Here is a 23,844-nt window from a genome sequence, read left to right on the forward strand (position 1 = left end):
TACATAAATACAGCTGAATTCGACATTATATCAGTTAGACAGAATCTTTTACGCTTTGTTTTTGGTTACATTAGCCATAAACTCACCTTCAGCAACAACAGCATCACCAACATAGGCTACTCCCTTCATATTGGCCACTCCTCTTCTTATAGGAGCAAGTAAGTCTAATTTAAAAATAACAGTATCTCCAGGAACTACTTTTCTGCGAAACTTGATATTATCCATTTTCATAAAGTAAGTTGAATAACACTCAGGATCTTCAACCTGGTTTAATACAAAAATACCACCGCATTGAGCCATTGCTTCCACCAATAACACTCCTGGCATAACAGGTTCAGTTGGAAAATGACCTTGGAAAAAGTTTTCATTATGTGTTACATTCTTTATGCCAACCACATAATTTTCTTGCAGATCAATAATTTTATCAATCAATAAAAATGGGTATCTATGAGGCAACAATCCTTTTATCTGATTAATATCAAAAACAGGTTGTTTTGTAGGATCATATTCTGGAACAACTGGTTTATTAGCACATTTTTTAATCTCACAACGTAGAACTTTAGCAAATTCTACATTTGATTGATGCCCGGGACGTGTTGCAATAATTTTACCTTTAATAGGTAAACCGGCCAAACACAAATCACCAATTACATCTAATAATTTATGTCGTGCTGGCTCGTTCTGATGAACTAATTCCAGATTATTTAAAATTCCAATAGGTTTCACTTCTACACGAGGCTGATTGAACAAATCTGCTAATCTATCCAATTCCTCTTGAGAAACTTCCTTATCAATTATAATAATAGCATTGTCTAAATCGCCTCCTTTTATAAGGTTATGTTCCATCAACATTTCAACCTCATGAAGAAAAACAAATGTACGACAAGCACTTATTTCTTTATCAAAATCACTTAATGAATCTAAAGAAGCAAACTGACTTCCTAAAAACATTGAGTTGTTAAATGAAATATGGGTATCGATACTAAAAGAGTCGTCTGGCAAAGCGATTAACTTAACCCCTTTCTCTTTATCTTCGAAAACCATCTTTTCCTTAACCACAAAATATTTCCGCTCTTCATCCTGTTCCTGAAGTCCAACACTTTTAATGGCTTCAACATAAAATTTTGAACTTCCGTCTAAAATCGGCACTTCCGGACCGTCAATTTCAATTAAACAGTTGTCAACTCCCATTCCTCTAAGCGCTGCCAGGCAATGCTCAATAGTACTAATAGAAGCTTCTTTTTTTTGTAAAACGGTTCCTCGTTCTGTAAATGCTACATTTTCAGCAACCGCATCTATAATTGGTTGCCCCTCAAGGTCAACTCTTTTAAATTTAAAGCCAAAATTGACTGCAGCTGGATTTAATACTAAATTCACAACTGCTCCTGTATGCAATCCTTTTCCATTCAGAGTTACAGGACTTGCTAAAGTATTCTGATTCTCAATCATAATAAAGATATATTCACTTTTCTTATCAATTCAGAAAAGCTTTTATTCTCCTTTAAGTTTTTTAATTTCTTCTTTTAATTCTTTAAGCTGAGCAGCTAAATCAGGCAATTGTTTAAAATTCACAAAAGAACGTCCATAAAGTCTTGCATCCTGTGCAGGAATACCTCTCATGAATAAATCTTTTTGTGTAACATTTTTACTTACACCTGTAAACGCACCTAACTTAACTCCATCTGCAACATTTAAGTGTCCTGCAATACCAGCATGACCACCAAACATACAGTTTTTACCCACTTTTGAAGATCCTGCAATACCCGTAATTGCAGCAATTACAGTATTATCACCTACTTCAACATTATGAGCAATCTGAACTAAATTATCAAGTTTAACTCCTTTATGAATAATTGTAGAACCCATAGTTGCCCTGTCAATAGTAGTATTAGCTCCTATCTCTACATTATCCTCCAGAACCACATTTCCTAATTGAGGAATTTTAGTATACTCACCATCTTCACCCGGAGCGAATCCAAAGCCATCGGAACCTACAACACTGCCCGCATGAAGCACACAATTGGAACCAATTTTACATCCCTGATATATTTTTACTCCGGCATATATAATTGTATTATCTCCAATTTTCACATTGTCTCCAATATAAACATTAGGGTATATACTAACATTATCACCAATTGATACATTATCGCCTATATACGCAAAAGCCCCTACATAAGGAAATTCGCCCAAACTCGCCGATTCTGAAATAAAAGAAGGCTGCTCTATACCTGATTTCTTTGGCATAGATTCCGCATACATTTGCATTAATTTTGCAACTGCCACATAGGCATCGTCAACCTTAATTAAGGTAGCAGATATCTCTTTTTCCGGCTCGAATGATTTATTCACCAATACTATGCTGGCATTGGTTTCGTAGATAAATTTTGTATATTTTGGATTGGATAGAAATGAGATTGTTCCGGGTTTACCCTCCTCTATTTTCGATACATTATTTATAGTTGCATCCGGGTTCCCAACAATAACCCCATCAATTAATTCTGCAATTTGCCTCGCTGAAAATTCCATTGTTAAAAATTTGCTGCAAATCTAATAATATTATCCTCCATATGAAAACCTAACTTATTTCACTAACCCATTTCCTTAATGATTTGGGGTAACAAAGCACGTTCTTTTTAACGTTCTTACTTAAAACTGAGAGATTTAAGATATCTGAAGCTTTAGATATATCTCGTAACTCATTTCCCGAATACAGAATATTTATTTTTTCATCAGTTATACTATAGGCATGATTCTCTATCACATCAGTATACACAAAATACGATACTTCATCTGTATTTTGAAGGTTATATACCGATTTAACTTTATTGCGAATCTGTTTTACCAGATTTTTATCAAAATTTTCCTTTTGTAAGTCTATATGTAATAAATCCCGATCATATAAAGCTCTGGCTAGTGCCGAAAGAATATAATCCTTATGATGAATCCAAGATTTAATAGCACTCATAATATCTCCATCATCAAGAAAGGCGAAATTTTCAAGAACATCATCATTATGATCAAAATCCTCTTTGATGATGGCATTTTTAAGAAAAAACAATAATTGTTGAGGAGCATACAATTCAATATCCTGTGAACACAAATACCTGGCACGTTGTAAAACCTTCATTAACATCTTTTCTGCAACCAGCGCTGTTTTATGTAAATAAACCTGCCAATACATAAGTCTGCGTGCAATCAAAAACTTTTCGATAGAATAAATACCTTTTGATTCTACCACAAGCTGATCATCATGCACATGTAGCATCTTAATAATGCGATCAGAACCAATAACACCCTCTGTTACTCCTGAAAAAAAACTATCCCTCTTCAAATAATCTAGCCGATCCATATCAAGCTGGCTACTTACCAGTTGATGTAAAAACTTTTTTGGGTATTTATCCTGGAAAACATCAAGCGCCATAGATAAAGCCCCATCAAACTCTTTATTCAATGAATGCATAAATGCCAAAGAAACATCCTCGTGAGAGACACCTTCAACAACAGAATACTCAAGCGCATGTGAAAAAGGACCATGACCAATATCGTGAAGCAAAATTGCTATATGAACAGCGATTGATTCCTCTTTTGTGATTTCTATTCCTTTGCTTTGCAACACAGAAACTGCGGAACTCATTAGATGCATAGCTCCTACAGCATGTTGAAAACGATTATGCATGGCACCTGGATACACCAAAGAAGTAAGACCTAACTGTTTAATCCCTCTTAATCGTTGAAAATACCTGTGCTGAAGAAGATCATAGACAATTGGGAAAGGTACTTTGACAAATCCATGAACAGGATCATTTATAATTTTTAATTTATTTAAATTGTATTCTCTACTCACTATCAACTTTTTTTTAGATTTCGCAATATACTAATTGATTCATTGCTATCCCTCTTAAGTCCCAATCAAATTAACAGAAATCTAAAATCCAAGATTTGTTTATTTATAGAAATTATAAATTATTACTAAATCACATTTACTTTCTTGCTTGCATTTTAATGTCTTATTAATTATCTTTGCACCGGATTTTAATTAAATGTCTTAAAGGTAGGGGGCGGTAGTCCCCTATTTTATTACCCTATAGACTATGATTACGAAGGAGCAGATTAGTACATTAATTCAGGAAAAGCTAGAAGCTGATGATTGTTTTCTGGTAGATTTAAAAATTTCAACAGGAAATAAAATTACTGTATTAATAGATAGTATGAGCGGCATTAGCATAGATTACTGCATACAAATAAGCAGATTGATTGAAGGCTCTCTTGACCGTGAAGTTGAAGATTTTGAGTTGGAAGTTTCAACTCCAGGTTTAGGCCAGGCATTAAAAGTAAAACAACAATATGTTAAAAATATTGGACGTGAAGTTGAAGTAACGCTTTTAAATGCAGCACCGCACAAAGGAATTTTAACCGAGGTAACAGAAAATGGTTTTACCATTGAAGAAGAAAAAAAGGTTAAGATTGAAGGAAAAAAGAAAAAAGAATTAAAAATTTTTAGTCACAACTATACGTTCGACGAAATTAAATCGGTAAAAGTCGTTATTTCGTTTTAACAAGCTGACAAATAAAACGTCATGGAAAACATTAATTTAATTGATACCTTTTCAGAGTTTAAAGAACTAAAAAGCATCGATCGTGCAACTATGATCAGAGTGCTTGAAGACTCTTTTAGAAGCGTTTTAATCAAACGTTTTGGGACAGATGAAAATTTCGATGTTATTATTAACACCGACAAAGGAGACTTTGAAATTTGGAGAAACAGAGAGATTGTAGATGATGATGAATTAGAAGATGAAAATCTACAAATTTCGCTTAGTGACGCTAAAAAGATTGACGCTGACTACGAGATTGGTGAAGAAGTTACTGACGAAGTAAAATTCCTTGACTTTGGTCGAAGAGCTATTTTAAGCTTAAGACAAAACTTGTCAGCAAGAATTTTAGAATTAGAAAAAGACAACATCTATCACAAATACAAGGATAGAATTGGAGATATTATTACCGGAGAAGTTTACCAAATCTGGAAAAGAGAAATCCTGATTCAGGATGATGAAGGAAACGAATTAATATTACCTAAGGCAGAACAAATCCCATCTGATTTTTTCAGAAAAGGTGATAATGTTAGAGCTGTAGTAGTTAAGGTTGAAATTCGAAACAATAATCCATTAATTATTGTTTCCCGTACATCTCCTGTATTCCTTGAAAGATTATTTGAGTTAGAAGTACCAGAAATATTTGATGGTTTAATTACTATTAAAAAGATTGTACGTGTTCCTGGAGAAAGAGCAAAAGTTGCTGTAGAATCATACGATGAGCGTATTGATCCTGTGGGAGCCTGTGTTGGAATGAAAGGAAGCCGTATTCATGGTATTGTAAGAGAGTTACGCAATGAAAATATTGACGTAATTAATTACACAACAAATGTTCAGCTGTTTATTCAAAGAGCACTTAACCCTGCTAAAATAAACAGTATAAAATTATTTGAAGACGACAAACGAGCTCAGGTTTATTTACGTCCTGAAGAAGTTAGCCTTGCCATTGGTAAGGGTGGTTTAAACATTAAACTAGCCAGCCAGTTAACGGGATACGAGTTAGACGTATATCGTGAAATGGAAGAGGATGATGAAGACGTAAGCTTAGACGAATTTGCAGATGAGATTGAATCTTGGATTTTGGATGAAATCAAGTCAATTGGATGCGACACTGCGAAATCGGTATTAGACTTAAGCGTTGAAGATCTTGTGAAAAGAACTGATTTAGAACAAGAAACTATTGAAGAAGTAATCAGGATATTAAGTGCAGAATTTGAATAAAACTACTATTTTTGTCTGCACCGATTTATATTAAGCATTAATTAGAGAAAACTTTAATTCCCAATATGGCAGTTGGTAAAACAAATAGATTAAGTAAAGTTGCACGAGAGTTTAATGTAGGAATTCACACTATTGTTGAATTTTTACAGAAAAAAGGCTTTGATGTTGAGTTAAATCCAAACACAAAGTTAACAGGAGAGATGTACAATCACCTTGAGAATGAATATAGTACAGACTTGAATGTTCGTAAAAAATCAGAAGCTCTTAGTAAGCAAAAACCACAAAAAGAGACAATCTCAATTGAGGATATCAGAAAAGATTTAGACAATATTCCGGTACAGGATAAATCTAAAAAAGAAGAAGTTAAAGTTGAGAAGGTAGAGATTCCTCATAAGGAAGCACCTAAAGTTCTTGGAAAAATCGATTTAGATAACTTATCTAAAAAGAAAAAACAAGAAGAAAAACCTACTACTGAAGCTCCTGAAGCTAAACAACCGGAGGAAAAACCTAAAAAAGAGGAAAAGCCTATTGAGGTTAAAGAAGAAAAGCCTACTCCTGAGGAATCTCAAAAACCAGCTGCCAAAAAGAATATTGAGGAGCCAAAGGTTGTTGGTAAAATTGATATTGAATCTTTAAAGAAACCCAAGAAGCAACACAAACAGGAAAAGAAAGAAGCAATCCATAATAAAGAAGTGGTTTCAGAAGACAAAACAAAAGCGCAACAAGAGGCTAAACCTAAAACAGAAAAGGTAAGCCCAGAGAAAAAAGCAGAAAAGCCAAGCGTTTCTGCAGACTCAACTCAGAATGAGAAGAAAAATTCTCCTCAAGAGAAAAAAGAAGATAAATCAGAAGGTTTATTTAAACCTACTCAGGTTAAGAAATTATCTGGACCTACTGTTGTTGGAAAAATAGAATTACCTACTACTCCATCAAAATCAGACAGTAACGCTGATAAAAACAAAAAGAAGAAAAGAAAGCGCATTCGAAAAGATAAAGAGCGCGTAAATATAAACGAAAAATCTACTCAACAAGGTGGTGGTGCAAACCAACAACAGGGTGGACAAAGACCAAAAGGTCCGCAAGCAGGTGGTCAACGCAATCAAAATCCGCGTAACAATAATGACAAACCTAATCGCAGACAAAAAAATGCACCTCGTCGTCCGGTGAAAGCTGAAATCAGCGAGGAGGATGTACAAAAGCAAATTAAAGACACCTTAGCTAGGTTAACAGCCAACAAAGGTAAGTCTAAAGCCTCACGTCACCGTAGAGATAAACGTGATGCAGTCAGCCAAAAGCACATGGCTGAGATGGAGAAAGCAAACCAGGAAAAAAATATTATTCAGGTTGCGGAATTCGTAACAGTAGCAGAATTAGCTACTATGATGGATGTACAGGTGAACCAAATTATTGCTTCATGTATGAGCCTTGGTTTATTTGTATCGATCAACCAGCGTTTAGATGCTGAAACAATTTCGTTAGTAGCAGAGGAATTTGATCATAAAGTAGAATTTATTAGTGTTGAGATTGCTGCAGCTATTGATGAAGAGGAAGAAATTGATGAATCTTTACTTGAGGAACGTTCTCCTATTGTTACTGTGATGGGACACGTTGACCACGGTAAAACATCATTACTTGACCATATCCGTAATGCAAACGTAATACAAGGTGAAGCCGGAGGTATTACACAGCACATTGGAGCTTACTCTGTAACTCTTGATTCAGGTAGAAAAATTACATTCTTAGATACTCCTGGTCACGAGGCCTTTACTGCCATGCGTGCAAGGGGTGCACAGGTTACAGATATTGCAATTATTATTGTAGCAGCTGATGATAACGTGATGCCACAAACCATTGAGGCAATTAACCACGCATCTGCTGCTGGTGTGCCAATTGTATTTGCAATTAACAAAATTGATAAACCGGGAGCAAATCCTGACAAAATCAAAGAAGAACTTGCAAATATGAACTACCTGGTTGAAGACTGGGGTGGAAAATATCAATGTCAGGAAATTTCTGCTAAAAACGGAATTAACATTGAAGATCTTCTTGAAAAAGTATTGCTTGAAGCCGATTTACTTGAGCTAAAAGCTGTAAAAGACAAAAAAGCTGTTGGTTCTGTAATTGAATCATCATTAGATAAAGGTAGAGGTTATGTTACTACAGTTCTTGTACAGTCAGGAACGTTAAAAATTGGTGACATCATTGTTTCTGGTAGTTATATGGGCCACGTTAAAGCAATGTTTAACGAAAGAAACAAAAAGATTACTGAGGCTGGACCTTCTGAACCAGTATTAATGCTTGGATTAAATGGAGCACCTCAAGCGGGTGAGAAATTTAATGTACTTGAAAGCGAACGAGAAGCAAAAGAGATTACTAACAAACGTACTCAACTTCAACGTGAGCAAGGAATGAGAACCAAAAAGCATATTACTCTTGATGAAATCGGACGTCGTATTGCAATTGGAAACTTCCAGGAACTTAACGTTATTGTAAAAGGTGACGTGGATGGTTCTATCGAAGCACTTTCTGACTCATTAATCAAGCTTTCTACTGATGAAATTCAGGTTAATGTAATCCATAAAGCTGTAGGACAAATTTCTGAATCAGATATCATGTTAGCAGCTGCATCAAACGCAATTGTTATTGGATTCCAGGTTCGTCCTTCAATGGCTGCACGTAAGGTTGCTGAGAAAGAGGAAATTGATATCAGACTTTACTCAATTATCTACGATGCTATTGAAGAGTTGAAATCTGCAATGGAAGGTATGCTTTCTCCTGAAATCAAAGAACAAGTTATTTCAACGCTTGAAGTACGTGAAACGTTTAAGATTTCTAAAGTTGGTACAATTGCCGGTTGTATGGTTAAAGAAGGTAAGATTAAACGTAATTCTAAGGTTCGTTTAATTAGAGATGGTATAGTAATATACACTGGAGATTTAGCCGCTCTTAAACGCTTTAAAGATGATGTTAAGGAGGTAGCTACAGGTTATGAATGTGGTGTTAGTATCAATAACTATCACGACATTAAAGTAGATGACTTAATTGAAGCCTTTGAAGAAGTAGAAGTAAGCAGAAAGTTATAATATCATTATAACCTTTTAAAATATAAATCCTCGTTCTAAAAAGAGCGAGGATTTTTTTTTGCCCTAAAGTTTCTGAGGTAAAAAATAAAAAAGCCTGAAGGTTAAATAACCTTCAGGCCTCTTATATATTAAAAGACAATAATTAACTTATTAATTCTTTGTATTGTTCTGCTGTAAGTAGTTGATCAAACTGAGCTACATCTTTAGCTTCAATTTTAACCATCCAACCACCTTCATAAGGCTCTTTATTTACCAATTCCGGATTATCCTCTAATTCAGGATTTACTTCAAGAACTTTAGCATCTACAGGCATATATAAATCAGAAACTGTTTTCACAGCTTCAATAGTTCCAAATACCTCTTCTTTATCAAGTTCTTCACCTTCTGTTTCAATCTCAACGAATACGATATCACCTAATTCACCTTGAGCAAAATCAGTAATACCTACAGTTGCTTTGTCGCCATCTATTAAAACCCATTCATGGTCTTTTGTATACTTCAAATTTTCAGGAATATTCATTTTGTATGCTATTATAGTTTATTTAATCAAAAATAAAATAAAATCATTATAGAATTCATGGTAAAAGTCAGCTTTTACATTTTCTGAATTATAGTACCCCCATTTTAATTTATCTCATCAAAATTATAAGGTGTTTCTTGATAAACATAATAATTTAACCAATTTGTAAATAATAAACTAGCATGACTACGCCATCTTACAATTGGTTCATTGGATGTATCATCATCAGGGAAATAATTCTTAGGTATAGAAATATGATCTCCTTTTTCCAGATCCCTGTAGTATTCTTCTTTCAATGTATAAGGATCGTACTCTGAATGTCCTGTAACAAAAATAAGACGCTTATCAGGCGATATAGCGATATATACACCAGCTTCTTCAGAATCTGCCAGTGTTTTTAATCCCGGAACCTTATCAATATCCTTTTGCCTTACCCCGGTAAAACGTGAATGAGGAGCAAAAAATCGATCGTCGAATCCCCTCATTAATGGTTCTTTTTTATCTCTAAGCTTATGATCAAATACACCAAATAACTTTTCTCCAAGATGATGCTTTGGTATACCGTAATGATAATACAAACCTGCCTGGGCTCCCCAACAAATATGTAAAGTACTCGTAACATTTCTTCGAGTCCATTCCATAATTTCCTTTAATTCATCCCAATATGTAACTTCATCAAATTCAAGATGTTCCACAGGAGCTCCTGTAATAATCATACCGTCATACTTTTTCTTCTTAACTTCCTCAAAAGTTTTATAGAATTCAAGTAAATGCTCCCTGGGTGTTGTTTTAGGTGCATGACTTCGTGTCATTAACAGATCTACTTCTACTTGCAATGGCGTATTTGATAACACACGCATTATTTGTGCTTCTGTAGTTATTTTTAAAGGCATTAAGTTAAAAACAACAATCTTCAAAGGTCTAATGTCCTGATGATTAGCTCTGCTTTCATCCATTACAAAGACATTTTCACCTTCTAGCACGCCACGAGCAGGTAGTTGATCCGGAATTTTTATGGGCATAATAAATCTTTTTAAAACAACAAAGGCCGTAAATTACGGCCTATTTTTTTTTAGAACAATGACATTTTACCGTTTTATTAATCCAAAGAATAAAATATTCATTACATTTTGAACATGCTCAATTACATCTTCAAATTTATTGGTAGCATTAAACATAGGTACTTCCAAACCTTTCATTGCTAATGCTAAAGCGGTAGCTCCCATCAATGTATTCTTTAACTGAAATGTATCCGAAGCAATTCCTTCTTCAAGAATTGTTTTTATCATATCAATTTCTTCTTTTTCACTACTTTCTTTTACTTTCCTAACAAATTCAAGTCCTCCAGACTTTTCATCAGTTAAAGCTTTAAAGTAATTGTCAAGTTCACTAATTGTTTTCATTCTAACAAGAACATAGTTGTTTAACTTATCCTTTGGTTCTTGCTCTGAATCAACAATTTCGTGTAATTTACTTAAAAGAACAGTTTGTTCCCAATCGATAACTGCCTGGAATATCTCTTCCTTGTTTTTAAAATAATAGTACAAAGAACTTTTTCCTTTATGCAATTCCTGTGCAATATCCTCCATTGTTGTCTTCTTGTATCCGAACTTGGAGAAAAGACCCTGTGCGGCTTCTAAAATAGAAACCCTCACGCTTTCATTGTAATTTAGATTTTCGTTTGTCATAAGTTGGTAGAAAATAATATCTGTATTGTGCGCAAAGCTACAGAATTGTATTTGTAAATAAAAGTCGAAATCATTCTAAATGTGTCAACTAGACAATTCGGTCGAATATTCTCATGCTCTAAAACACTTTTAATATTGCATCAAAAATTCAACACGAATTATTTAGTCAATAATTCAATATTAATATTACGAATTATTTGAACAAATGTCAATATTTTTCAACCTAAAATATTTAGATACCTAAATATTTCGTTTTTACTTATACTTTCATATCATCTATCAACTCAAAATCTAACTGCTTTTTAATAAGATTTGCTTTTGCTACAATAACTTTCACAGCATCTCCTAATTGATATTTCTTCTTAAATTTTCTACCTATAATACAATAATTATCTTCATCAAACCTATAAAAATCATCATCCAGGTTCCGGATAGAAACCATTCCTTCACATTTATTTTCATCCAGTTCAACATAAAAACCCCATTCGGTAACTCCGGAAATAACACCAGTAAATTCTTTACCTACATGTTCTTTCATAAATTCAACCTGCTTAAATTTAATCGATGCTCTTTCTGCTTCAGAAGCTACCAACTCCATTTTTGAACAATGTTTACAATCTTCCTCGATTTTAGTTGCGTTTGCAGATCTACCTCCGTCGAGATAAGATTCCAGTAAACGATGAACCATCATATCTGGATAACGACGAATTGGAGAAGTAAAATGGGTATAATGTTTAAATGCCAACCCATAATGCCCAACATTATTAGATGAATAAGATGCCTTTGCCATTGTTCTAATAGCTAAAGTTTCTATAATATTTTGCTCTTTTTTACCTTCAACCTGTTTTAATAATCTATTAATTGAGCTACTTATTTTCTCTTCACCTACTGGCATAGCCTCATATCCAAAGCGCCTGACAAATTTTGCAAAATTTTCAAACTTTTCAGGATCAGGATTATCATGCACCCTGTATACAAATGTTTTAGGCTTCCCACCTTTTCCTTGTGTAACTTCTTTTTTACCAATAAACTCCGCTACACGTTTATTGGCCAGCAACATAAATTCTTCAATCAATTTATTGGCATCTTTTGACTCCTTGAAAAACACACTCAGTGGTTTTCCTTTTTCATCAATATCAAATTTTACTTCAATTCTTTCGAACGAAATTGCCCCGTGATCAAATCTGTTTTTTCGTAATTTTTTAGCTAGTCGATCAAGAGCCAATACTTCTTCTTTGAAGTCACCATTCTCTGTTTCTATAATTTCCTGAGCTTCTTCATAGGTAAATCTTCGATCACTATAAATAACTGTTTTCCCATACCAGGTATCTATAAGATTAGCCTCATCATCCAGTTCAAATACAACTGAAAAACATAGCTTTTCTTCATTGGGTCGAAGTGAACAGATGCCATTACTCAACCTTTCAGGAAGCATAGGAACAACTCTGTCGACAAGATAAACAGACGTTGCTCTATCAAATCCTTCTTTATCTATAATCGATTTAGGAGTAACATAATGAGTTACATCAGCAATATGCACTCCTACTTCCCAGTTTCCATTATCCAGTTTTTGAATCGATAATGCATCATCAAAATCCTTAGCATCTTTAGGATCAATAGTGAAGGTAGTCACCGCTCTGAAATCTCTTCGCTTTTTAATTTCTTCTGCTGAAATTTTCTCAGGAATTTCTTCTGCCGCTTCAATTACGTGATGTGGATATTCATAAGGAAGATCAAATTCTGCCAAAATTGCATGAATTTCGGCATTATTTTCTCCAACGTCTCCTAATACATCAACAATTTCCGCAAAAGGATTTTTTGTATAATCATGCCAGTCGGTAATTTTACCAATAGCCAACTGCCCATTTTTTGCACCATTCAACTTTTCCAATGGAATAAACATGTCGCGAAACATCACCTTTTTATCAGTAACTAAAAACGCGAAATTCTTTGACATCTCTATCCTACCTACAAAGGTCTCTCGTTTTCTTTCCAGCACTTCAATAACCTCACCTTCAAGAGAACGCCCTCTTTTTTTAGCAAAGATTAAAATCTTAACCAAATCACCATTTAAGGCATTTTTAAGATTTTGCTGACTCACAAATATATCATCACCATTACCATCTGAAGGTACAATATAGGCAGCTCCTGATGAAGTGGCATCCACAGTACCTTCCATATAGGCACCTCGTGAAAGTAATTTAAATTTTCCTCGTGAAACCTCTGTTAAAAAACCACTCTCGAGAAATTCATATAATATCTCAACTACAGTTTGCTTTAATGCATTTTTTCTTAATCCAAGCAAATCAGAAATTTGCTTATAATTGTATGTTCGTTTGGGATTATTTGAAAAGACGCCCTGGACTAATCCTGCTATTTCATGCTTTTTTAGTCCCCTACTTCTTTTCTTTGATTTATTTTTCTTTCCAGACATGTATTACATTTTATTACTTGCAAAGTACAAAAATTACTTTGGCATTTTATTAATTTTATGTTTTGTAAAAACCATTTTTATATAAATACACTAAAAATCAGCTAATCAATATAACCTTAGTAAAAAAATCAGGTATAATGTATTTATAAGATTTTCGATGACTATGATTCAATTGCAAAGATATTTTTTCTTAATAAGTATATTAATATTTCTATCAACCTTCCAGTCTTGGGGAAACAACCTCATTTTTATTCAAAGTTCAGATACTATTAATATTACTGACTCTCATCATTTAAAACAAGGTTGGTGGAAAACTGTTTTTGACAGCAATAAGATAAAGGAAGAAGGTAAATATGTAAATGATAAAAAACATGGTATCTGGACTTCCTATTACGAGTCTGGCAATAAAAAATCGGAGATCTCTTATATTAATGGAGAAGCTAAAGGTTTGGCAACATTTTATTACGAAAATGGTAAAATAAGAGAAAAAGGCAATTGGCAAATAGATCATTGGACTGGTAATTATAAATATTATTATGAAAATGGTCAAATATCTTACAACTGGAATTACAATAATGATGGCCGTAGAGAAGGTGAGCAATTTTATTATCATGAAAATGGAAATAAAATGTATCAGGGTACATGGAATAATGGAAAAACGGAAGGAAACCTTTTAGTTTATAATGATAAAGGTCTATTAGTTCAGAAAAAGAATTATGCTGATGGAAAAATTAATACTACTGAAGACATTGCCCTTAATACACCTAAGCAAAACATTGAAACAGAACAAAACAATATTGACGACACCAGCGATATTCCAAGATTAAAGTTTGAAGGAACCGGAAACCATACCGTAATTAATGATAATGGAAAAATATCTTTAAAAGGATTTTTTGTAAAAGGTAAATTGTTTAATGGCGAGAAATTTAATTACGACAACAACAAACAATTGATTTCCATTACCTATTATAAAAATGGTAAAAAAGCAGAGACTAAACCCATTTCAGACATACGTCATTAATCAACAGGAACGACTAAAGTAGGAATATTAACATGTTCAATTAATGAAACATCCGTTCTTCCAAAGAATGCTTTGTGAAAAAAACCATGCTTATGATGACCTACTATTAAAAGCTTAACATGCAACTTTTCAATTTCAGCTGACAACATTTCAACTGTTCCTCCCTCAAGCATTATACTCTCAGCAGCAACGCCAGTAAAACTCAGATCATCAGCATATTTTTTAAGTTGCTTATGTTCTTCCTTAAGCTCTATTTCACGCATATCGGAAATATACTGGGGACCAACTTCATAACCTACAAAATCAGGTTCAGGTGCAGACACATGAATAATCCATACTTTTGCTAAATAAAATTGCCCGAACTGTTTAGCAAAATCCAAAACTTTTTCTGTACCTTCTTTAAAATCAACTGCTACTAAAATATTCTTCATCACACTCGTAAATTAAGAATTGCCAAATACAATAATCCATACAAAAAATAAGACATGAATACTCTTTCATTTTTTAAAACCAATCATAGTATCCCCACTACTTAAGTTACGACTTATATCAATTTTAATCAACTCCTGAAAATAAAAAAGCTGATAACACAGTTGCTATCAGCTCTTTTTTATTCTTTATTTCAATTATTTACTTTGAATCGTCTTTACTCTCTTTTTTATCTTGATTAGGATCATCTTTCGCCTTCTTAAACTCCTTCATCCCCTGACCTAAACCTTTCATTAATTCAGGAATTTTTCTACCTCCAAATAAAAGAACTATTACTAATATAATAACAATCCATTCATAACCTCCCATGAATCCACATATATATACAGAACTAGACAACATAACCTTAATTTTTTAATTCAATCAAATGTAACAATTAAAAATAACTTTTTATCAGTCTAAATATATCATTACCATTAGCAAATAACAACAAACTTAGTAACAAAATCATTCCTGCTACCTGCGCATATTCCAGAAATTTTTCGCTTGGCTTGCGACCAGAAACAATTTCGTATAGTAAAAACAACACGTGACCACCATCTAATGCCGGTATTGGAAGAATATTCATAAAAGCCAAAACAATAGATAAAAATCCGGTTAAAGACCAGAAAGATTGCCAATCCCATGATGGAGGGAATAAATTACCTATTGCACCAAAACCTCCAATTTGTTTTACTCCGGCTTTTGTAAATACCAATTTAAACTGTTTTACATACCCTACTAATGTATCAATACCTTTATTAACACCAGCAGGAAGTGCTTCCCAAAAACCGTATTTAACGTGGGTAATTTTAAAATCTATCAACCATTGCAAACCTACTTTTCCTTTATCAGAAACATTACTGGTCAATTTTAGATTTTTATTATCACGAACAAGCTCTATAACAATACGCTTTCCGGCGTTTTCCTGAAACAAGCTTGTTGCCATACGTGCATAATCTGCTTCTTTACCATTGATAGAGAGAATAACATCTCCCTTTTTAATTCCTGCTTTTTCGGCCTCTGTATTAGCAAACACAGAATCAACAACCGAAAATACTCTTTCTATTGCCAACGCTTTCACTTCATTTTCCAGGAATTTTTCTGAAAAATCTGCAGGAATGGTCAACTTAAATGTTGAATCCTTTCTTTGTACAGTAATTTCTTTAGCACCCTCTAATAAAATAAGCGATTGAATATCTGATGCTGTTTGAACTGTGAAAGTGTCCACGGCTGTTACAATATCGCCATCTTGAAGTCCAAATTCATGAGCTATGGGATGATAAGCCAACCCATAAGTAGCATCTTTAACATCAATATATCCCTCACCCCATTTAAACAGGATCATCCAAAAGATAAAAAATGCTAAAAGAAAATTAACCATCACTCCACCAATCATGATTAATAATCGTTGATATGCTGGTTTTGCTCTAAATTCGTATGGTTTTGGTTCTTCCTTGAGTGCCTCTTTATCCATAGATTCATCAATCATACCGGATATTTTAACGTAACCGCCAAGAGGTAACCAACCTACACCATATTCAGTATCGCCTTTTTTAAACTTTAATAGTGAGAACCAAGGATCAAAAAACAAATAAAATTTTTCAACTCTTGTTTTAAATAATTTAGCAAAGAAGAAGTGACCAAACTCATGCAAGATCACTAATATTGAAAGACTTAAAATTAATTGCCCCGCCTTTATTAATATTTCCATTTATTTCAAATTCAAAAATTAAGCTACAAATATATTCTTTTTTTAATCTTACCCTAGTTTTATATAGTCTAAATAAGACTACACAGACTCACCAAACCCTAATTATATAATGTGCAATAAATCAATTCAATTTACTTGTCAACATCAACTATTAAAATCCAATAATTGATTGTGCAATACGACGAGATTCTTTATCAGAATCAAGATAATTTTCGAAACTTGGTTTTTCAATAAAACTAGCTTTAACCATTGTTTCTTCAATTACATCACTCATTTTTAAGAAACCTATTTTATTTTGAAGAAACGCCTCAACTACCACTTCGTTAGCTGCATTAATTATACAAGGCATATTTCCTCCTTTTTTCATTGCTTTAAAAGCTATATCCAAATTTCGGAATGATTCTAAATCCGGTTTCTCAAAAGTAAGACTTGGATAATCCATAAAATTAAACCGTTCAAAATCAGACTCGATACGTGCAGGATAAGTTAATGCATATTGAATAGGCAATCGCATATCCGGCAAACCCATTTGAGCTTTCATAGAGTTATCCTTAAACTGAACCAAACTATGAATAATACTCTGAGGATGAACGATAACATCGATTTGCTCAGCCTCCAATCCAAAAAGCCAATGTGCTTCAATTACCTCCAGACCTTTGTTCATTAAGCTGGCTGAATCAATGGTAATTTTGTTTCCCATATCCCAGTTTGGATGATTTAAAGCTTGTTCGGGAGTTACTGTTTCCAGAAAATCCTTCTTTTTGCCACGGAAAGGCCCTCCTGATGCTGTGAGGTAAATTTTTTCTATTGGATTATGAAACTCTCCTACCAAACATTGAAATATGGCAGAATGTTCAGAATCGACAGGTAATATAGGAACATTATTTTGCGCTGCTAATTCAGTAATAATATCTCCGGCAACAACTAATGTTTCTTTATTAGCCAATGCGATTGGCTTTTTTGCATTTATTGCATTTATTGTTGGTAATAATCCTGCAAAACCAACCATTGCAGTAAGTACAATATCAACAGTACTCATTTCTACTACCTGAGCAATTGCTTCACTACCTGCATAAACTTTTATTGGCAAGTCTTCCAGAGCCTCTTTTAATTGGCTGTATTTATCTTTGTTGGCAATAACCACAACATTAGGCAGAAATTGCCTGCACTGCTCAATTAATCGGCCAATGCTATTATTGGCGGTTAAGACCTCAACTTCAAATTTATCTGGATTTTTGGAAATAACTTCCAGGGTTTGTGTTCCTATGGATCCTGTAGATCCCAGCACTGCTACCCGTTTCTTCATATTGTCCTGGTAAAAAATGTTATTCAAATAAGATGTATTGTTCAGGATCAACAGCTTTGCCCTGATACCATAATTCAAAATGTAAATGAGGTCCTGTTGTTAACTCTCCTGAATTTCCAACATTAGCAATAGCTTCTCCGGCCTCGATTTTATCTCCTGCTTTTTTTAATAATTTTGAATTATGCTTATAAGCTGAAATGATGTCATTTCCATGTTGAATCATTAAAACATAACCTGTTTCTACGGTCCAACCTGAAAAAACAACCGTCCCACTCATTATTGACAATACGGTTTCACCAGGTTTTGATACGATGTCAACACCAAAATGATTTTCTCCTTCAATAAACTTCTTAACAACAAAACCTTTTAATGGCGTATAAAAATATACCTGACTTAATTCCGGTATTTTATCATTTACTGGCAATACTGAAAGATTATATTTTTCTTCCTTTTCAACTTTTTCACGAAACTCCTCATCAGCTTCGCTTTTATTGAAAGAAACCGGAGCTATATTCCCGCTTTTATTTGTATCTGATTCTATCTCATCATACGGAAGAACTTCTCCCTGCACCACAGCTTTAATAGATTTAAAAAACTCATCTCTCTTTTCTATTTCCTGTATCAGCGAATCCACCCTATTGACATTACGAACCATAAGGATTCGTTCATTTCCATCCGGAAAACCCGGAATATATTCTTTTAAACCAGTATAGGCAATTAACAAAGAAACCAGAACGATTAAAATAACTACAGCAGTACCAAGAACAGTAAATACATTTAACCTGGAAAGGCGCATAGCCCATAACTCTTCGTATGTTTGTTCATTAAAAATGGCCAGGCGATACTTATTCCGTATCTTTTGAATAAAATTTTTTTTCTCTTTGGAATTATCCATAAATATTATTACTCCTAGAATTTAATGTAGACAAAGTTAAAAAATAAAACCAGTAAGCCGGATGTTTCCTACAAAACAAAAATATAAAGAATGTAAATCCACTACACAGTAAACACGGTAACTCAAAGTACAACTACTTATTTATTTGAGAAGCATCTAAATGTGAAGACATAAATTGATACATCACCCTTAAATCTTCCGATTTTTGAGGAATGGAATGCCCTTTACCATAATCTTTAATGAGCGAAGTTTTTACTCCCAATGAATCCAGCTTCTCTTTTAAATGCATAACCTGATCATGATAATACGGACTATCATCACTATTATAGAAAAACAGAACAGGTGAACTTAATGAACTTTCTACTAGATAAGAAGACCCCATCTTTTCCCATAACTCGTAATTATCCTTTAGTTCTCCCCAAACCCAGGGACAACGACCTTCCAAATTCTTATCACCATCATCAGCACCCTGATAAACTCTTGTAAAATTAAATACCCCAGGACCTAATACAGCTACCTGTACCTCATCTGACACTCCTTTATTAAAACCCGCATTTTCAAATTCCGGCACCACCTTATCTCCAATTGCCATAGAGCCGGCATCTGATCCACGAGAAAATCCAAACACACCTATTTTACCAGAAAGACCAAGTTGATGACCCTCTTTACGTAAGGTTCGTATGGCTGATTTTACTTTTTGTGCTGCATCCGGATTTACCTGATAAGACTTATAAGCATCATTAGGCCCATCTACTGGCTTGCCTTTTCCCCAAGAACAATATTTAGGATGATCAGCAATAGCCCAAGAAATGCCATTAGCCGGAGCACCTTCTAAGAAAGAATCATTAAATCCAGCAAGTGTATTACCCAGGTTTAATCGCTGGTTTTTATTTAAATCAATCAACTGATTTTTATCTGAATCATAGGTAGCATAACTATTCGAATACGAAAAAGATAATACAACCGGAACATCATGAATAGGATTTGCCGGATAAATGATATCCATATATAAACTATCTCCTTCGGTATATTCTTTAGGCCAGTTATACACCATTGGATTGTCTTTAAAATAAGGAACATCTCTTTTTATTCTATAACCTTCAAATAAAATATAAGATCGATATCTGGAACAATCATCCAAACCACAAAACGTACCTGAAGCCAGAGAATCATTAATAGCGATTATATCTTTATTGATAATTGGGGATATGGCATTTTCTACACCATTATAATCAAACTCTACAACACGATAGCCTTGTGCCAACAACCAATTCACATCCTCTTTCACGGAATTTTGACCTACTTTTTTTAATGGCAAATTTTCCAGATAAACAACAGTCATCACTTCACCATTATAGTCCTTCAATGGTGCTTCCGGATCGGTAACGCTATAATTTATAGGGTGCTGAACAACTACACTATCCCACTGTCCTGTTATAGCATTACTTGTACAACCAAAAAGAACTAATGAAATCGATAGATTGATTAAACCAACTTTTAAAAAATTACAAAACAGTTTCATAGGATCATATTTTCAATCTGGCAATAAGATTTTTTGAAAACTAAAATTCTTTAGCAAACAAGACTTATTAAGTCGTATGAATTCTGGATCGTTATATGCCAGTATAATTTTTTAGAAATAAAAAAAGGTTGATAATTTAAAATTACCAACCTTTTCTAGTAGCGGGGGCCAGACTCGAACTGACGGCCTTTGGGTTATGAGCCCAACGAGCTACCAACTGCTCCACCCCGCAGTATATCTTTACCTGCGTTTTTGCACAAAATGTTTTAATTTAAAACCAAAAGAACTTTTCTTTTGGTGTAGTAGCGGGGGCCAGACTCGAACTGACGACCTTTGGGTTATGAGCCCAACGAGCTACCAACTGCTCCACCCCGCAATATATCTTAAACAATAGTTGTTTTCTTTTTTGCGGTTGCAAATATAGGAGGTTTATTTGCCACTACCAAATAGATTTTGATATTTCTTTTTGAAATAAACCTCACCTAAACATCAACTATCTGATTATAAACACTTCTATCGATAATATTTTTTTTATAAAAATTAAACCAACTCTTTTTCTTCCTCTTTAACTGAAGAATTAAGTTCTTTTTTGATAAAACCCAAACACACTAAACCTACGATAATACATCCTCCAATAACAAGTATGGCATTGGTAACACCACCATAAGCTTCAATCAATGACATATCTATTTGCTCTTCTCCACCCTCAAACAAGGATAATATAAAGGCAAATCCATTATTTGCGAAATGAATAATTACACAAAACAATAAGTTATTTGTTTTATAATATATATATCCGGAAAAAGCCCCAATAGCCATTGCAGCAACAAACTGCCAAGGATTTAAATGCAGAAAAGCAAATAAGAAACTTGAAATAAAGATTGCCCTTTGTGGAGTGTACTTTTTTAATAATCCATCCAATATTACTCCTCTAAAAATTAATTCTTCCAAAATTGGAGCAGCAACCGCAATTGTTAAAAATGAGAAAATACTTTTTTCTCCCATCATTTGTTCAAAAGCTTCTCTAAAGAAATCCGGCATAGGAATAAGGCTTGCTATAGGGTTTGTAACTCCTATAGCCATAACTATTGTAAATATAGAAACCAATAAAATTAATTTTAAAGACCCTTTTGAAACTGGATAATTATCAATCCCGGTTTCTTTTTTACGGATATAATGCGCATATGCAAAAGCACCACCAATGGTTAATACATAATAAAATAAAAGCGCTAAGTCTTTATCCATTGATGATGTTACACCTGTATAAACAGGTGCCAGTATCAACTGAGCTAAAATTGCAATTCCAACTATACCCCAACTCTGACCAACACTGGGATAGGATTTCTGTTTCATATTTTCCATATTCATATTTTTCTGTCGCAAATATAACAATTGCCCGTTAATAATAAATTATTATCCATTGAACTATAAAAATATACGTCGTAACTTTATTAATAGTATTTATCAAACTCTTACTATTATGAAAAACTTTCTGTATTTAACTTTAATAATTCTTACCGGAATTATTTTTTCCTGCAAAACCTCATCACCAGAACCACCTCCTCAAACTACATTAGGAGCTTACACTCCCTACTTTGTATTTAATGAAACTTTAAATGGAAAATTAAAATCTGTAAAAGAAATTAATTATTGGGCTATTAAAAGCGATGAAGGAATAACTAAAGGCTCTGTAATTACAACAAAAGAAAGAGACAGTTTGCAATGGTCGAATGATTTTATAGCCACATACAATGAGAATGGTTTAATTACTCAAAACACCTACAGTATTGGTGATGATTTTATTAGTAAATGGGTAGTAGAAAATGAAAACACCAAAATTTCAAAAGCCTTTTATTACAGAGATGATACTCTTTGGCGATACGATACATATACCTATGATGAATCAGGATTTACAAACGCTCAAATACTCAATTACCCTGTAGACAGTACCAAACGAACTTTTACTTTTGTAAATGATTCTTTAGGCAATTGGCATAAACTAAAATATTTTGATGCTGAAGACAATCTGAAAAGAGTATATACTTGCAACAGAGACACTAAAAATAGAATTACAAAAGAATACATGTTTGATCAGAACGATTCCTTACTGATGACAATGGAAGCATCATATAACGAATATGGATTTTACAATCTCTCCCGTTCTTCCTATGGCTCAGAAGCATCTTCTATGGTTGTAAAAGTTGATTACACAGCTTATGATCATAAGAAAAACTGGACCAGTGCAAACATTACAATCAACGACTCAATTTATCTTGTTTGCGATAGAGTTTACGAATATTATTAAGATATAGAAGTATTCACTCATGCGAGTCAACATTAAAAAGGAGCTACTACAGCTCCTTTTTATCATCTCAATATCTACTTATAGGTTTCCTGAATAAAGTACAATTGTTTTTCAATTGTAGAAGTAACTTTCATATCGTATCCGGCTTCTTTAGCTTCCTGAACCGGATTAGAATAAATTGCCTCAATTTCCATCGGACGTTTGAAATCAAAGTCTAGTTTCATACTTGGTGCATATGGCTTCATTTTAAATGTTGAATCAATCATCTCATCAATCGCATCAGTTTTAAGCGGTGCCCCACAATGATTAGCTGCCTCTACCACCTCGTACATTAAATCACTAACCAACTTGCGTGATTCTTCATTACTTACCAACTCTTTTGTTTTGGCATTTAAAACAACACATACTCCATTAAAAGGTATATTCCAAAGTAATTTTTTCCATCGTGCCAGATTTAAATCCTCGACACAATTACATTCTATACCTGCATTATTTAAATCGATACTCACCTGATTTAAAACCTCATCATTTGCTTTTTGATAAAAGCCCAATGTCAATGAACCATAATCATAATGCGCAATATGTCCTTTATCTATTTTTGACGATGCAACAAACGCTAAACCTCCAGCTATTGATGTGTCAGGAAATTCCTTTGCCAGTTTTTTTTCAATACCCAAACCATTTTGAATCATAATAATAACCGAGTTTTTATGCATAACAGAAGGAAGCATTTCCTTTAAAATATGATTTGTAGTTGTTTTTAAACACACAAAAACCACATCGCACTTCGGCATATCTTCTGATTTATTATAGGCATTAACTTGTTTTAAATGGAAATTACCAGTTGAAGAATCTATCTTTAATCCATTTTCTTTAACATGCTGAAAATCTGAATTAAATAAAAAATTAACTTCCTTCCCAGATTTTGCTAAAAAACCACCATAAAAACCACCTATAGCACCCGTACCAATAATCCCGTAATTTAACTCCATTTTTACTCTTGCTTCATTTATTTTTTAGAGAAGTAAAATTACTCAATAGTGTTTAAAACAACAGGCGATTGTATTGAGCA

Annotated in this window: 20 protein-coding genes and 2 tRNA genes; 5 read left to right on the forward strand and 17 right to left on the reverse strand. The window is 33.6% G+C overall.

Features of this window, described 5'->3' with window-relative positions:
• Window positions 1–48: 48 nt before the first annotated feature.
• Genes OM075_RS11960 through OM075_RS11970 form a run of 3 tightly spaced genes read right to left on the reverse strand, consistent with a single transcriptional unit; the run spans window position 49 to window position 3,847 of the window.
• Complete coding sequence (locus OM075_RS11960) at window positions 49–1,449, reverse strand: bifunctional UDP-3-O-[3-hydroxymyristoyl] N-acetylglucosamine deacetylase/3-hydroxyacyl-ACP dehydratase (protein WP_301190753.1); 1,401 nt, start codon at window positions 1,447–1,449, stop codon at window positions 49–51.
• Between the two features lie 42 nt (window positions 1,450–1,491).
• Window positions 1,492–2,529, reverse strand: a complete 1,038-nt coding sequence (gene lpxD, locus OM075_RS11965) for a UDP-3-O-(3-hydroxymyristoyl)glucosamine N-acyltransferase (protein WP_301190754.1) — start codon at window positions 2,527–2,529, stop codon at window positions 1,492–1,494.
• A gap of 49 nt (window positions 2,530–2,578) precedes the next feature.
• Window positions 2,579–3,847 carry an HD domain-containing protein gene (locus tag OM075_RS11970; RefSeq protein WP_301190755.1) on the reverse strand — a complete coding sequence of 423 codons (1,269 nt, stop codon included), beginning with the start codon at window positions 3,845–3,847 and terminating at the stop codon, window positions 2,579–2,581.
• Between the two features lie 247 nt (window positions 3,848–4,094).
• Here OM075_RS11970 and rimP point away from each other — a divergent pair, with 247 nt between their 5' ends.
• The 3 genes from rimP to infB all read left to right on the forward strand — a co-directional run bounded on the left by rimP (window position 4,095) and on the right by infB (window position 8,899).
• A complete protein-coding gene (gene rimP, locus OM075_RS11975) occupies window positions 4,095–4,559 on the forward strand; it encodes a ribosome assembly cofactor RimP (RefSeq protein WP_301190756.1) in 465 nt (154 codons plus the stop codon).
• A gap of 21 nt (window positions 4,560–4,580) precedes the next feature.
• A complete protein-coding gene (gene nusA, locus OM075_RS11980) occupies window positions 4,581–5,816 on the forward strand; it encodes a transcription termination factor NusA (RefSeq protein ID WP_301190757.1) in 1,236 nt (411 codons plus the stop codon).
• Between the two features lie 65 nt (window positions 5,817–5,881).
• On the forward strand, window positions 5,882–8,899 hold the full coding sequence (infB, locus tag OM075_RS11985; RefSeq protein ID WP_301190758.1) for a translation initiation factor IF-2: 3,018 nt from the start codon (window positions 5,882–5,884) through the stop codon (window positions 8,897–8,899).
• Window positions 8,900–9,041: 142 nt separating this feature from the next.
• Here infB and gcvH read toward each other — a convergent pair whose 3' ends face one another.
• The 4 genes from gcvH to rnr form a co-directional block, all read right to left on the reverse strand.
• On the reverse strand, window positions 9,042–9,419 hold the full coding sequence (gene gcvH, locus OM075_RS11990) for a glycine cleavage system protein GcvH (protein WP_301190759.1): 378 nt from the start codon (window positions 9,417–9,419) through the stop codon (window positions 9,042–9,044).
• A 104-nt stretch (window positions 9,420–9,523) separates the two neighbouring features.
• A complete protein-coding gene (gene metA, locus OM075_RS11995; protein ID WP_301190760.1) occupies window positions 9,524–10,441 on the reverse strand; it encodes a homoserine O-acetyltransferase MetA in 918 nt (305 codons plus the stop codon).
• Between the two features lie 66 nt (window positions 10,442–10,507).
• The gene (locus OM075_RS12000; RefSeq protein WP_301190761.1) at window positions 10,508–11,107 is read right to left on the reverse strand and encodes a TetR/AcrR family transcriptional regulator; all 600 of its coding nucleotides are present in this window, start codon (window positions 11,105–11,107) and stop codon (window positions 10,508–10,510) included.
• A gap of 259 nt (window positions 11,108–11,366) precedes the next feature.
• Window positions 11,367–13,541, reverse strand: coding sequence for a ribonuclease R (rnr, locus tag OM075_RS12005; RefSeq protein ID WP_301190762.1), 2,175 nt, complete (start codon window positions 13,539–13,541; stop codon window positions 11,367–11,369).
• A 163-nt stretch (window positions 13,542–13,704) separates the two neighbouring features.
• Between rnr and OM075_RS12010 the strand changes: the two genes are divergently transcribed.
• Entirely contained in the window at window positions 13,705–14,562 is an 858-nt protein-coding gene (locus OM075_RS12010; protein WP_301190763.1) for a toxin-antitoxin system YwqK family antitoxin, read from the forward strand.
• Here OM075_RS12010 and OM075_RS12015 read toward each other — a convergent pair.
• The 9 genes from OM075_RS12015 to OM075_RS12055 all read right to left on the reverse strand — a co-directional run bounded on the left by OM075_RS12015 (window position 14,559) and on the right by OM075_RS12055 (window position 21,829).
• Complete coding sequence (locus OM075_RS12015) at window positions 14,559–14,993, reverse strand: universal stress protein (protein WP_301190764.1); 435 nt, start codon at window positions 14,991–14,993, stop codon at window positions 14,559–14,561. The two genes, OM075_RS12010 and OM075_RS12015, sit on opposite strands and share 4 nt — an antisense overlap.
• A 199-nt stretch (window positions 14,994–15,192) precedes the next feature.
• Window positions 15,193–15,393, reverse strand: a complete 201-nt coding sequence (tatA, locus tag OM075_RS12020; protein WP_301190765.1) for a twin-arginine translocase TatA/TatE family subunit — start codon at window positions 15,391–15,393, stop codon at window positions 15,193–15,195.
• Window positions 15,394–15,427: 34 nt separating this feature from the next.
• Window positions 15,428–16,744: an RIP metalloprotease RseP gene (gene rseP, locus OM075_RS12025; RefSeq protein WP_301190766.1), complete on the reverse strand. Its 1,317-nt coding sequence runs from the start codon at window positions 16,742–16,744 to the stop codon at window positions 15,428–15,430.
• 151 nt (window positions 16,745–16,895) lie between these two features.
• Window positions 16,896–18,050 (reverse strand): 1-deoxy-D-xylulose-5-phosphate reductoisomerase, encoded by a 1,155-nt coding sequence (locus OM075_RS12030; protein ID WP_301190767.1) that lies wholly within the window; start codon window positions 18,048–18,050, stop codon window positions 16,896–16,898.
• 19 nt (window positions 18,051–18,069) lie between these two features.
• Complete coding sequence (locus OM075_RS12035) at window positions 18,070–18,945, reverse strand: M23 family metallopeptidase (protein WP_301190768.1); 876 nt, start codon at window positions 18,943–18,945, stop codon at window positions 18,070–18,072.
• A gap of 133 nt (window positions 18,946–19,078) precedes the next feature.
• Complete coding sequence (locus OM075_RS12040) at window positions 19,079–20,467, reverse strand: alpha/beta hydrolase family protein (protein WP_301190769.1); 1,389 nt, start codon at window positions 20,465–20,467, stop codon at window positions 19,079–19,081.
• A 159-nt stretch (window positions 20,468–20,626) separates the two neighbouring features.
• Window positions 20,627–20,699: transfer RNA gene (locus OM075_RS12045), tRNA-Met, on the reverse strand.
• Between the two features lie 71 nt (window positions 20,700–20,770).
• Window positions 20,771–20,843, reverse strand: a tRNA-Met gene (locus OM075_RS12050).
• Between the two features lie 164 nt (window positions 20,844–21,007).
• Window positions 21,008–21,829, reverse strand: coding sequence for a CPBP family intramembrane glutamic endopeptidase (locus OM075_RS12055; RefSeq protein WP_301190770.1), 822 nt, complete (start codon window positions 21,827–21,829; stop codon window positions 21,008–21,010).
• Between the two features lie 118 nt (window positions 21,830–21,947).
• Between OM075_RS12055 and OM075_RS12060 the strand changes: the two genes are divergently transcribed.
• Entirely contained in the window at window positions 21,948–22,772 is an 825-nt protein-coding gene (locus OM075_RS12060; protein WP_301190771.1) for a hypothetical protein, read from the forward strand.
• A gap of 74 nt (window positions 22,773–22,846) precedes the next feature.
• On the opposite strand, the gene OM075_RS12065 is transcribed toward OM075_RS12060, so the two are convergent.
• Complete coding sequence (locus OM075_RS12065) at window positions 22,847–23,764, reverse strand: putative 2-dehydropantoate 2-reductase (protein WP_301190772.1); 918 nt, start codon at window positions 23,762–23,764, stop codon at window positions 22,847–22,849.
• Window positions 23,765–23,844: the final 80 nt, after the last annotated feature.

The sequence above is a fragment of the Plebeiibacterium sediminum genome, from assembly GCF_026013605.1.
Classification (GTDB): domain Bacteria; phylum Bacteroidota; class Bacteroidia; order Bacteroidales; family Marinilabiliaceae; genus Saccharicrinis; species Saccharicrinis sediminus.

What these genes read in the sequence shown, in the direction of transcription:
- rseP (WP_301190766.1), bottom strand. Translation starts at nt 16,744, where the DNA reads ATGGAAATATTAATAAAGGCGGGGCAATTAATTTTAAGTCTTTCAATA.
- OM075_RS12055 (WP_301190770.1), bottom strand. Translation starts at nt 21,829, where the DNA reads ATGGAAAATATGAAACAGAAATCCTATCCCAGTGTTGGTCAGAGTTGG.
- lpxD (WP_301190754.1), bottom strand. Translation starts at nt 2,529, where the DNA reads ATGGAATTTTCAGCGAGGCAAATTGCAGAATTAATTGATGGGGTTATT.
- tatA (WP_301190765.1), bottom strand. Translation starts at nt 15,393, where the DNA reads ATGTTGTCTAGTTCTGTATATATATGTGGATTCATGGGAGGTTATGAA.
- OM075_RS12035 (WP_301190768.1), bottom strand. Translation starts at nt 18,945, where the DNA reads ATGGATAATTCCAAAGAGAAAAAAAATTTTATTCAAAAGATACGGAAT.
- OM075_RS12060 (WP_301190771.1), top strand. Translation starts at nt 21,948, where the DNA reads ATGAAAAACTTTCTGTATTTAACTTTAATAATTCTTACCGGAATTATT.
- OM075_RS12000 (WP_301190761.1), bottom strand. Translation starts at nt 11,107, where the DNA reads ATGACAAACGAAAATCTAAATTACAATGAAAGCGTGAGGGTTTCTATT.
- gcvH (WP_301190759.1), bottom strand. Translation starts at nt 9,419, where the DNA reads ATGAATATTCCTGAAAATTTGAAGTATACAAAAGACCATGAATGGGTT.
- metA (WP_301190760.1), bottom strand. Translation starts at nt 10,441, where the DNA reads ATGCCCATAAAAATTCCGGATCAACTACCTGCTCGTGGCGTGCTAGAA.
- OM075_RS12030 (WP_301190767.1), bottom strand. Translation starts at nt 18,050, where the DNA reads ATGAAGAAACGGGTAGCAGTGCTGGGATCTACAGGATCCATAGGAACA.
- rimP (WP_301190756.1), top strand. Translation starts at nt 4,095, where the DNA reads ATGATTACGAAGGAGCAGATTAGTACATTAATTCAGGAAAAGCTAGAA.
- OM075_RS12010 (WP_301190763.1), top strand. Translation starts at nt 13,705, where the DNA reads ATGATTCAATTGCAAAGATATTTTTTCTTAATAAGTATATTAATATTT.
- OM075_RS12015 (WP_301190764.1), bottom strand. Translation starts at nt 14,993, where the DNA reads ATGAAGAATATTTTAGTAGCAGTTGATTTTAAAGAAGGTACAGAAAAA.
- OM075_RS12040 (WP_301190769.1), bottom strand. Translation starts at nt 20,467, where the DNA reads ATGAAACTGTTTTGTAATTTTTTAAAAGTTGGTTTAATCAATCTATCG.
- nusA (WP_301190757.1), top strand. Translation starts at nt 4,581, where the DNA reads ATGGAAAACATTAATTTAATTGATACCTTTTCAGAGTTTAAAGAACTA.
- infB (WP_301190758.1), top strand. Translation starts at nt 5,882, where the DNA reads ATGGCAGTTGGTAAAACAAATAGATTAAGTAAAGTTGCACGAGAGTTT.
- OM075_RS12065 (WP_301190772.1), bottom strand. Translation starts at nt 23,764, where the DNA reads ATGGAGTTAAATTACGGGATTATTGGTACGGGTGCTATAGGTGGTTTT.
- rnr (WP_301190762.1), bottom strand. Translation starts at nt 13,541, where the DNA reads ATGTCTGGAAAGAAAAATAAATCAAAGAAAAGAAGTAGGGGACTAAAA.
- OM075_RS11960 (WP_301190753.1), bottom strand. Translation starts at nt 1,449, where the DNA reads ATGATTGAGAATCAGAATACTTTAGCAAGTCCTGTAACTCTGAATGGA.